Source organism: Gemella haemolysans (assembly GCF_001553035.1).
Lineage (GTDB): Bacteria > Bacillota > Bacilli > Staphylococcales > Gemellaceae > Gemella > Gemella haemolysans_B.
On the sequence record NZ_KQ959918.1, the window covers coordinates 1 to 2,772 of the forward strand.

Annotated in this window: 2 rRNA genes; both read left to right on the forward strand. The window is 49.4% G+C overall.

Annotated elements, in window-relative coordinates:
• Positions 1 to 2,588: ribosomal RNA gene (locus HMPREF3186_RS08815) — 23S ribosomal RNA — on the forward strand; the annotation flags it as partial.
• A gap of 71 nt (positions 2,589 to 2,659) precedes the next feature.
• A 5S ribosomal RNA gene (rrf, locus tag HMPREF3186_RS00340) occupies positions 2,660 to 2,772 on the forward strand; the annotation flags it as partial.

Here is a 2,772-nt window from a genome sequence, read left to right on the forward strand (position 1 = left end):
AAAGTGTATGACAAAGTATAGTAGAACTAGCTGGAAAGTTAGACCGTAGAAGGTAAAAGTCCTGTATACGAAATGCTAAGTTGGCGCGAGAGAGCACCTGAGTACGGCGGAACACGAGGAATTCCGTCGGAATCTACCAGGACCATCTGGTAAGGCTAAATACTACCTAGTGACCGATAGTGAACCAGTACCGTGAGGGAAAGGTGAAAAGAACCCCGGGAGGGGAGTGAAAGAGAACCTGAAACCGTGTGCTTACAAGTAGTCAGAGCCCCTTGAGGGTGATGGCGTGCCTTTTGTAGAATGAACCGGCGAGTTACTTTATCATGCGAGGTTAAGTGGAAGACATGGAGCCGCAGCGAAAGCGAGTCTTAATAGGGCGAAATAGTATGATGGAGTAGACCCGAAACCAAGTGATCTACCCATGGCCAGGTTGAAGTTTAGGTAACACTGAATGGAGGACCGAACCAGGACACGTTGAAAAGTGTTTGGATGAGCTGTGGGTAGCGGAGAAATTCCAATCGAACTTGGAAATAGCTGGTTCTCTCCGAAATAGCTTTAGGGCTAGCCTCGTTGTGAGTTTACTGGAGGTAGAGCACTGTTTGGACTAGGGGCCCATCCCGGGTTACCGAATTCAGACAAACTCCGAATGCCAGATAAATATCAACGGGAGTCAGACTGCGGGTGATAAGGTTCGTAGTCGAAAGGGAAACAGCCCAGACCGCCAGCTAAGGTCCCAAATTGTATGTTAAGTGGAAAAGGATGTGATGATGCACAGACAACCAGGATGTTGGCTTAGAAGCAGCCACCATTTAAAGAGTGCGTAATAGCTCACTGGTCGAGTGACATCGCGCCGAAAATGTACCGGGGCTAAACATACAACCGAAGCTGCGGATATAACTAATGTTATATGGTAGGAGAGCGTTCTAACATCATAGAAGCCGAGCTGTAAGGCGAGGTGGAGAGGTTAGAAGTGAGAATGCCGGTGTGAGTAGCGAAAGATAGGTGAGAATCCTATCCACCGAATGACTAAGGTTTCCAGAGGAAGGCTCGTCCGCTCTGGGTAAGTCGGGACCTAAGGTGAAGCCGAATGGTGAAGCCGATGGACAACAGGTAGAAATTCCTGTACCACCAAATATCATTTGAGAGAAGTGGGGACAGAGGAGGCTAATTGATCGTCCTGATGGAATAGGACGTCTAAGCACAAAGGTTGAGTAGTAGGCAAATCCGCTGCTCGTAAGACTGAAGTGTGATGGGGAGCGAAATAAAGTAGCGAAGTCAATGAAGCCAAACTCTCAAGAAAAGCCGCTATCGAGATAAGAGGTGCCCGTACCGCAAACCGACACAGGTAGTTGGGAAGAGAATTCTAAGGTGAGCGAGAGAACCATCGTTAAGGAACTCGGCAAAATGACCCCGTAACTTCGGGAGAAGGGGTGCCTACGAGAGTAGGCCGCAGTGAATAGGCCCAAGCGACTGTTTAACAAAAACACAGGTCTCTGCAAAACCGTAAGGTGAAGTATAGGGGCTGACGCCTGCCCGGTGCTGGAAGGTTAAGAGGAGTGCTTAGCGTAAGCGAAGGTATGAATTGAAGCCCCAGTAAACGGCGGCCGTAACTATAACGGTCCTAAGGTAGCGAAATTCCTTGTCGGGTAAGTTCCGACCCGCACGAAAGGCGTAACGATTTGGGCACTGTCTCAACGATGGACTCGGTGAAATCATAGTACCTGTGAAGATGCAGGTTACCCGCGACAGGACGGAAAGACCCCATGGAGCTTTACTGTAGCTTGATATTGAATTTTGATGCAGTATGTACAGGATAGGTAGGAGCCAGAGAATCATGCACGCCAGTGTATGAGGAGGCGTTGTTGGGATACTACCCTTGCTGTATTGAAATTCTAACCCTCGGCGTAGAAGACCGGGAGACAGTGTCAGGTGGGCAGTTTGACTGGGGCGGTCGCCTCCCAAAGAGTAACGGAGGCGTTCAAAGGTTCCCTCAGAATGGTTGGAAATCATTTGCAGAGTGTAAAGGCACAAGGGAGCTTGACTGTGAGACCTACAAGTCGAGCAGGTGCGAAAGCAGGACTTAGTGATCCGGTGGTTCCGCATGGAAGGGCCATCGCTCAACGGATAAAAGCTACCCTGGGGATAACAGGCTTATCTCCCCCAAGAGTCCACATCGACGGGGAGGTTTGGCACCTCGATGTCGGCTCATCGCATCCTGGGGCTGTAGTCGGTCCCAAGGGTTGGGCTGTTCGCCCATTAAAGCGGTACGCGAGCTGGGTTCAGAACGTCGTGAGACAGTTCGGTCCCTATCCGTCGTGGGCGTAGGAAATTTGAGAGGAGCTGTCCTTAGTACGAGAGGACCGGGATGGACGTATCAATGGTGTACCAGTTGTCACGCCAGTGGCATAGCTGGGTAGCTAAATACGGAAGGGATAAGAGCTGAAAGCATCTAAGCATGAAGCCCCCCTCGAGATGAGATTTCCCACGGATATTAAGACCCCTTGAAGACGACAAGGAGAATAGGTTAGGAGTGTAAGCACGGTAACGTGTTCAGCTGACTAATACTAATAGGTCGAGGACTTAATCAAGTGAAAGTTCTTTAGAAAGTAACTGTTGACAAAAAGAAAAAAGATGATATAATATGTATATGAAGTTTTCGTCTGGTGGCGATAGCGAAGAGGACACACCTGTACCCATACCGAACACAGAAGTTAAGCTCTTTAGCGTCGAATGTAGTTGGGCTTACGCCCTGTGAGACTAGAACGTTGCCAG